At 59.3% G+C, this 7,485-nt stretch carries 6 protein-coding genes; 2 read left to right on the top strand and 4 right to left on the bottom strand.

All coding sequences use genetic code 11. The features are described 5' to 3' along the window. Window positions 1–357 precede the first annotated feature (357 nt). A complete protein-coding gene (locus tag EXY20_RS38550) occupies window positions 358–564 on the bottom strand; it encodes a hypothetical protein (protein WP_135557754.1) in 207 nt (68 codons plus the stop codon). 299 nt (window positions 565–863) lie between these two features. Here EXY20_RS38550 and EXY20_RS38555 point away from each other — a divergent pair, with 299 nt between their 5' ends. After that, a complete protein-coding gene (locus tag EXY20_RS38555; RefSeq protein WP_135557755.1) occupies window positions 864–2,204 on the top strand; it encodes a DRTGG domain-containing protein in 1,341 nt (446 codons plus the stop codon). A gap of 57 nt (window positions 2,205–2,261) precedes the next feature. On the opposite strand, the gene EXY20_RS38560 is transcribed toward EXY20_RS38555, so the two are convergent. The 3 genes from EXY20_RS38560 to EXY20_RS38570 all read right to left on the bottom strand — a co-directional run bounded on the left by EXY20_RS38560 (window position 2,262) and on the right by EXY20_RS38570 (window position 3,634). After that, window positions 2,262–2,558, bottom strand: a complete 297-nt coding sequence (locus tag EXY20_RS38560; RefSeq protein ID WP_135557756.1) for a YtpI family protein — start codon at window positions 2,556–2,558, stop codon at window positions 2,262–2,264. A gap of 249 nt (window positions 2,559–2,807) precedes the next feature. After that, complete coding sequence (locus EXY20_RS38565) at window positions 2,808–3,305, bottom strand: hypothetical protein (protein ID WP_135557757.1); 498 nt, start codon at window positions 3,303–3,305, stop codon at window positions 2,808–2,810. Beyond that, window positions 3,302–3,634: a YtrH family sporulation protein gene (locus tag EXY20_RS38570; RefSeq protein WP_135557758.1), complete on the bottom strand. Its 333-nt coding sequence runs from the start codon at window positions 3,632–3,634 to the stop codon at window positions 3,302–3,304. Before EXY20_RS38570 ends, EXY20_RS38565 begins: the two co-directional genes overlap by 4 nt. Before the next feature lie 189 nt (window positions 3,635–3,823). Here EXY20_RS38570 and EXY20_RS38575 point away from each other — a divergent pair. Beyond that, a partial coding sequence (locus EXY20_RS38575) for a DNA polymerase III subunit alpha (RefSeq protein ID WP_135557759.1) occupies window positions 3,824–7,485 on the top strand: 3,662 nt, incomplete at its 3' end.

Raw genomic sequence — 7,485 nt, forward strand, 5'->3', positions numbered from 1 at the left:
GGGTAAGCGCCTCCTTGGTGGGTTTTAGGGCTATTGACCCGTCACACCCCCATCATACGAGGCGCTCCTGTTTTTTGTCCAAGGCCGTATCTTGGCGCCTACAGGAATGTTTACATGTTCCAAGGCACCGATCCGGTCTACCTTGGGGTTCGTCGGAGCGGGTTATTTGCTGGATGAGAGCCCAAGTTTGTTAAATACACCGTGAATTCTTGCCGTTCGAGGCCGGTGAGTACCTGAGTAGTAACATAAAAAGTGGCCTATTCGCAAATTCCCTTCTGTTCCACGTTAACCTGACGACATGTTTGGCGGGGGATTATGCAATGCCTTCAACGATACAGGATATTGTAATCGCTGGCTCTATTGATTCGAATCCACTTGTATCTGATCCGCTTCCAGAAGGAAGAGCAATTGTTTGTCTCCATCATCGTTGTAAACGAGTGTATGGTTTGCGGCAAATGACAAGCTTTGCACGATTTCGTTCGGCTCTCCATACAACTGCTTAACTTTTTCCACCGAATCCCCTTTGCTTATTCCGCGAATCGTTCGTTCGATATCAATGGACATGACTTCGCCGAAGCGGCCGGCGGTAACAGCGGCGTATAGATTGCCGTAATGATACGATCAGTATGACCCTCCTTTGTACTGCGAAACAGAAGAGAAATACAACCAACGCAACAATAAAAAGGCGCATATGCAATTCCCCCATTTTGACCAAATATAACAATTCGCCTGCCAACGGCTCGACTCCTGCGTCCGCACTCTCTTGTGAAAGACAGTCTTGCTTCTGTATAATACAGAGTATAACAGAATGCACTGATACAGATGCGTTGTCGCATCGGCAGGGGCTGATGGGGGAAACAGGCATGGATATCGTGGCGGGTGGAGACACGGCGACGAAGCACGAGCAAATTTTGAAGTATATCGAAGGGTTGCCCGTCGGCAGCAAAATATCGGTCCGGCAAATTGCCAAGGATTTGCAGGTGAGCGAAGGAACCGCCTACCGGGCGATCAAGGAAGCGGAAAACCAGGGGACCGTCAGCACGAAGGAGCGGATCGGAACCGTTCGCGTCGAGAAGAAGAAACGCAGCAGCATCGACCGGCTGACATTCGCCGAGGTCGTCAACATCGTCGACGGCGAAGTGCTCGGCGGCGCGGACGGGCTGGACAAGCCGCTGAACAAGTTCGTCATCGGCGCCATGGAGAAGGACGCGATGCTGCGCTACATCGACGCGGGCAGCCTGCTCATCGTCGGCAACCGCGAGGAGGCGCACGCCAGCGCGCTGCAGGAAGGGGCGGCCGTGCTCATCACCGGCGGCTTCGACACCAGCGATGCCGTCAAGAAGCTGGCCAACGACCGCGGATTGCCGATCATTTCGAGCAGCTACGATACGTTTACCGTCGCTTCGATGATTAACCGCGCCATTTACGACCGGCTGATCAAAAAAAAGATTATGCTGGTGGAAGATATTTTGTCCTCGCATCCGGTCGTTCACGCGCTTAAAGGCACTCAGGCGGTTCGCGACTGGAAGGCGGCGGCCGAAAGCTCGGGGCACAGCCGGTTCCCGATCGTCGACGAATGGAACCGGGTCATCGGCATGATTACGTCCAAGGATATCGTCGGCAGCAGCCCGGAGCAAACGCTGGACAAGCTGATGACGCGCAGCCCGCTGACGGTTCATCTGCGCACTTCGGTGGCGACGGCGGCGCATTTGATGATCTGGGAAGGGATCGAGCTGCTGCCGGTCGTCGACGGCAATCGCAAGCTGATCGGCGTCATTAGCCGCAACGATGTGCTTAAAGTGATGCAGTATATCCAGCGCCAGCCGCAAGTGGGCGAAACGTTCGAGGATCTGGTATGGGCCGCCTTCGAAGAAGCGCGCGACGAACGGGATCAGCTGATTTTTACGGGCACGATTACGCCGCAAATGACGAACCATCTCGGCTCCGTTTCGTCCGGCGTACTGACGACGCTGATGACGCAGGCGGCGTACCGCGCCGTGCAGGAATACAAAAAAGGCGACCTCGTCATCGACAACATTTCGACGTATTTCCTTCGTCCCGTCCAGATGGAGAGCGTCATTGAAATTCGTCCGCATGTAATCGAAGTGAGCCGCAAATTCGGCAAAATCGACGTGGAAATTCGCTACGCCGGCCAACTCGTCTGCAAAGCGATGCTGACCGCGCAAGTGTTCGACCAGTCGTAAGCGATCTTATGGGCGCCGGAGCGGGAATCGTCTGCTCCCGCCCGTCGCCCGCCGCAGTTACGGCTGTTTGTTCTGTTCGTACAGCTTGTGGTTGCGCATGCCGGCGAACAGGTTGAACAGGCCCAGCAGCAGGAAAACAGCGCCAAGCACAAGGCGCGTCGAATTCATGTCGAACAGCGAAAATTGAGCGATGGCCATCACGATCAGCATGCCGCCCATCCACATGTTCATTCTTGCCGCATACAAGCCGCGCTCGCGCGGATCGGTGCGCCTGCGGTAACGGAAGCTGTAGACGACAGTGAACAGCAGCGAAACGAGAATCGCCGCCGACAGCAGCGCTTGCACCCATATCATGGGAATCATCCTTTGTCCGATAAAATAACATCGCCTTAATAGAGGTAGTTCAAAAAGTCGGCTTTTGATCACGAAGTTTTTCTGGGAGCGTATTCGGCATCGAATCTTGCGTTCACCTTCGAAGTCCGTTGCTCATTTAGGTATCGCCTAAACTCCGCTACTCCTTCTTCAGGTTCTCGCAACCTTCTCGGTGCTGAAAACCCGTCTTTTTGAACACTCACTTAACTGTACCGATTTTCGCCTCGAAAATCAATTTCGTTGCGGAATTTCGACGGTCACCCACATGATGAGCTCGCCTTGCGAAACGATGAGCGCCTTCACTTTCACCTCGTACGTCCGGCCTCCCGGAAAATCGTATTTGCTGCCGTCAATAAGCGCAAGGTACAGCGCAAGATGATCGTTGATATCGGCCGCATCCTTGCCTCTGGCCGGCTCCAGATCTTTGATGGCGAGCTTGCGGATGTCGCTTCGCGTAATGTCGTCGAGCGCGGCGCCGCCTTGCGCCGGCTCGAATTTGACGTCGATTTGGCTGATGCGCGATTGTCTGGAACGGTTTTTGCGCAAATCGTCGATATCGCGGACCAGCTTGCCGTTATCGGCAAGGAGTTGGGCGTTTTTGGCCGCCAGCAAGGTAAAGTTGTGATGATACATGGCGGAAAAGCAGGCGCTGCCAATGATGGCGCCGGCGAGCAGCAGGCCGAGGGACGGCAGCAGCCGCGCATATTTGTCCAGGCTGGGGATTCTCACGCGTCTCCGCTTCCTTTGCAAATCCATTCGATCAGCGCATAACCGGTATGGGCGCCGGCGAACGCCGTGATGAAGTACAGAATTTGTTTGGCCGCAGGCGAAATGTAGCCTTCGGCGAAGTTCGTTTCGATGACGCGCAGCGGGTCGATCGTACCGCCGACGGCGGCGACCATCGCCCAAATTTTCAGGCTGGCCGCAATGCGGGCCATTTCGACGCCCGGCGATTTGAGGGTCAGCACGGACGCAACGCCGCCGAGCAGGCTGCCCCCCGTCACGATGCCGAGCGCCGTAAAGAAATCGAGGATCAGCTTCGAAATGAATGCCGCCACATGCGTTTCCTCCCGCTTTCGGTTCTTGTCCCGCGTTTCTACTATCATATCTATGTGCACGGGAACAAATTAGAAGAGCATGAGCAAGAGAAGTTTGCGGAATGCGAATGTGGGTTCGCATTTTTCGGCGAGTGTGGTAAAATGGGTAAAACGGATCTGTACCGGACGTACGGAGGAGGAGTGGCCGGCGTGTGTGAATTTGTCCATCTGCACGTGCATTGCGAATACAGCTTGCTGGACGGCGCCGCCCGCATCGAGCATTTGGCGGACGAAGCCGTCCGACTCGGCATGCGTTCGCTTGCGCTTACCGATCATGGCGTCATGTACGGCGCAATTCCTTTCTACAAGGCTTGCAAGAAACGCGGCATCAAGCCGATTATCGGCTGCGAGATGTATTTGACGACCGGTTCGCTGCGCGAGAAGCAGTCGCGCCAGGAGCAGCCAACCCATCATTTGCTGCTGCTGGCGAAGAACGAGACCGGCTACCGCAATTTGATGAAGCTCGTTTCGATCGCCCATCTGGAAGGCTTCCATTACAAGCCGCGCATCGATCTGGAGCATCTGGCCGCCTACAAGGAAGGCCTTGTCTGCACCAGCGCCTGCCTGGCCGGCGAAATTCCCCAGCTGTTGCTGGCCGGCCGCGATGAAGAGGCGAAGCGGGCGGCGGAGCGGTACCGGGCGATTTTTGGCGACGATTTTTATTTGGAGCTGCAGGATCACGGGCTGATCGAACAGAAGAAGCTGAACCCGCTGCTGATTCGCCTGAGCGGCGAAACAGGCATTCCGCTGGTCGCCGCCAACGACATCCACTATGTGTACGAAGGCGATCACACGATGCAGGATGTGCTGCTGTGCATCGGCACGGGCAAGACTGTCAGCGACGAAGCGCGGTTGAAGTTCGGCTCTACGCAGCTCTATATGAAGAGCGGCGAAGAGATGGCCCGCTTGTTCCCGCACGCGCAGGAGGCGTTGCTCAACACGGTTCGCATCGCGGAGCAGTGCGAGCTGGAGCTGACGTTCGGCCAGTCGATTCTGCCGGCTTACAAGCCGCTGCCGGAAGGCGCGGACTCGCCGTCGTATTTGCGCAGGTTGTGTGCGGAAGGGCTGGAGGGCCGCTACGGCGCTTCGGCGACACGAACCTCGGTCGATGGGAGAGAGGCGCTGGAGCGGCGTCTCGCTTATGAGCTTGGCGTCATCGAGGGCATGGGGTATGCCGATTATTTTCTGATTGTTTGGGATTTCATCCGCTTCGCCCGTGTAAACGGCATTGCCGTCGGACCGGGCCGCGGTTCTTCGGCCGGTTCGCTGGTTGCTTATGTGCTCGGCATTACGGACGTCGATCCGATCAAATACGGGCTTTTGTTCGAGCGTTTCCTCAATCCGGAGCGCATTTCGATGCCGGATATCGACATCGATTTCAGCGACGAGCGGCGGGACGAAGTCATCGATTACGTGGTCGGCAAATACGGCTCCGAGCACGTCGCGCAAATTATTACGTTCGGCACGATGGCGGCCAAGGCGGCCGTACGCGACGTCGGCCGTGCGCTCGGCATGGCGTACGCGGATGTGGACCGCGCGGCGAAGCTGATCCCGTACCAGCTCGGCATTACGCTGCAGGACGCGCTGGCGGGTAGCGCCGAGCTGAAGGCGCTGTGCGAGCGCGACCCGAAGACGGATGCGCTCGTCCGCATGGCGATGAAGGTCGAAGGCATGCCGCGCCACGCCTCCACGCATGCCGCGGGCGTCGTCATTTCGCGCGAGCCGCTGACACGCTACGTGCCGCTGCAGGAAGGCACGGAGAAGACGGCGCTGACGCAGTACGCGATGGAGCATCTGGAAGCGATCGGCCTGCTGAAGATGGACTTCCTCGGCTTGCGCACGCTGTCGATCATCGAACGGACGCAGCGCTGGATCGCCGAGCGGGAAGGGGCGGAAGTCGATTTCGAGCAGGTATCCAACGCGGACCCACCGACGTACGAGTTGTTGTCCCGCGGCGACACGACGGGCATTTTCCAGCTCGAATCGAGCGGCATCCGGCGCGTGCTCAAGGAATTGAAGCCGGGCGGCTTCGAGGATGTCATTTCGGTGCTGGCGCTGTATCGTCCGGGCCCGATGGATTTTATCCCGAAGTTTATCCAGGCGAAGCATGGGGACATTGCCGTAGAGTACCCGCATGAGTCGCTGGTGCCGATTTTGCGCGATACGTACGGGATTATCGTGTACCAGGAGCAGATCATGCAGATCGCATCGCGCATGGCCGGCTTCAGTCTTGGCGAAGCCGACCTGCTGCGGCGCGCCGTCAGCAAGAAGAAGCGCGAGGTGCTGGACGAGCAGCGCGCGCACTTCGTCGCCGGCAGCTTGCGCATGGGGCATGACGAAGCTGCCGCGAACCGGGTGTACGACATGATTGTGCGCTTCGCCGATTACGGCTTTCCGCGGGCGCATGCTACCGCCTACGGCGTGCTGGCGTTCCGCACGGCATATTTGAAGGCTCATTACGCGGTGCCGTTTATGGCGTCGATGTTGACTGCGGTTATGGGCAGCCACGGCAAAGTGGCGGAATATGTCGACAGCTGCCGTCGCATGGGCATCCGCGTGCTGCCGCCCGACGTGAACGCCAGCGGCGTCACGTTTACGCCGGTCGCCTACAAGCCGGGGCCGGTCTTGGCGGCGGGAGCGGAGACGGCGCAGACTGCGGGAGGCGCGGTGGTGGCCGGGCCGACGGCGGAAGCGCCGGCTGCAGCCGAACTGTCGGCCGGACTGCGGGTAGCGGAAGCGGCGGACGCGTATGTGGCGGGAGCGCCAGAGTTGCGCACGCAAGTGGCGGAAGGACGGGTGTCCAGTGCGCAGGCGGCGGGAGAACCGACAGTGGCGGACGCGTATGCGACGGACGTGCCGGAGTCGCGTGTGGTTGCGGCGGAACTGCGGGCAGCGGGCGGCGGCGATGTCGGCGCCGGCGAAATCCGCTTCGGTCTCGGCGCGATCAAAAACGTCGGCACGCATGCGATCGAGGCGATCATCCGCGAACGCGCCGAGCGTCCGTTCGACAGTTTGCTCGATTTTTGCCGGCGTGTCGATTTGCGCGTTTGCAACAAGCGCGTTGTCGAATCGTTGATTCAGGCCGGAGCGATGGACAGTCTTGGCGGGCATCGCGCGCAGCTGCTTGCCGCGGTGGAGGAGACGATCGAAGCGGCGGTCAAGTGGAAGAAGGATCGGGAAGATTTGCAGCTTCATCTGTTCGGTTTTACCGAAGAAGCGAACTGGACCGTCGAATATCCGGCGGTTGCGCCGTTTGCGCCGATGCAGCAGCTGGAGCTGGAGCGGGAGCTGCTTGGCCTGTATTTGTCCGGCCATCCGCTTGACGCGTACGAGCAGGCGCTGCAGGCATGTGAACCGGAAGGCATTCACGAGCTGCCGGAGCTGCCCGATCAGAGCGAGGTGCTGGTGGCGGGCATGGTGCTGACGCAGAAGTCGATCCTGACGCGCAAGTCGCAGCAGATGGCGTTTATTGAGCTGGAGGACCGCATCGAGAAGGTGGAAGTCGTGCTGTTCCCGGAGACATGGAAGCGGTACGGCCACCTTGTCGGCAAAGGCAAGCTGCTGCTCGTCAAGGCGAAGCTGCAGCATCAGGACGAAGGAGTGAAGCTGCTCGCCGATACGCTGGTCGCGCTGGACGATCCGGCGCTCGGCCAGCAGCTGCAGCGGCTGCGCAGCCGCTCCGCGTTCGCGCCGCAAGGGCGCGGCAGCGCAGGGGCGCCGGGCGCAGCAGGCGCGGCAGCGCCGCAGGGGCGCGGCAGCGCAGGGGCGCCAGGCGCAACAGGCGCGGCAGCGCCGCAAGGGCGCGGCAGCGC

The sequence above is a fragment of the Paenibacillus cymbidii genome (assembly GCF_004764705.1).
GTDB lineage: Bacteria > Bacillota > Bacilli > Paenibacillales > NBRC-103111 > Paenibacillus_AN > Paenibacillus_AN cymbidii.